Raw genomic sequence first — 328 nt, 5'->3', positions numbered from 1 at the left:
GAACAGGGCGAGGAGGGCGCGCGGCATGGAGGTCTTCATGGGCCGATGATAGCGCTTTGATCGCGTCCTCCGGGGAAGGTTCGCAGGCCCGTCCTTGACGGGTATACTCCGATGTCTTTCCCTCTCGTCCTCACGCGGAGCCTCGCATGTCCGGCAACACCTACGGCAAGCTCTTCACCGTCACCACCGCAGGCGAAAGCCACGGCCCGGCGCTGGTCGCCATCGTCGATGGGTGCCCCCCGGGGCTGGAACTGTCCGCCCGGGACCTGCAACGCGACCTCGACCGGCGCAAGCCCGGCACCAGCCGGCACACCACCCAGCGCCAGGA

The 328-nt window shown here is 68.3% G+C and carries 1 protein-coding gene; it reads left to right on the top strand.

Going from position 1 to position 328, the window contains the following annotated elements; translation table 11 throughout:
- Window positions 1-146 precede the first annotated feature (146 nt).
- On the top strand, window positions 147-328 hold a 182-nt coding region (locus BST14_RS31930), incomplete at its 3' end, for a chorismate synthase (protein WP_049262323.1).

This window comes from Mycobacterium arosiense ATCC BAA-1401 = DSM 45069 (assembly GCF_002086125.1).
GTDB classification, from domain to species: Bacteria; Actinomycetota; Actinomycetes; order Mycobacteriales; family Mycobacteriaceae; genus Mycobacterium; species Mycobacterium arosiense.
The sequence above is the reverse complement of the archived record's forward strand: the minus strand, read 5'-3'. Positions and strand labels throughout refer to the sequence as shown.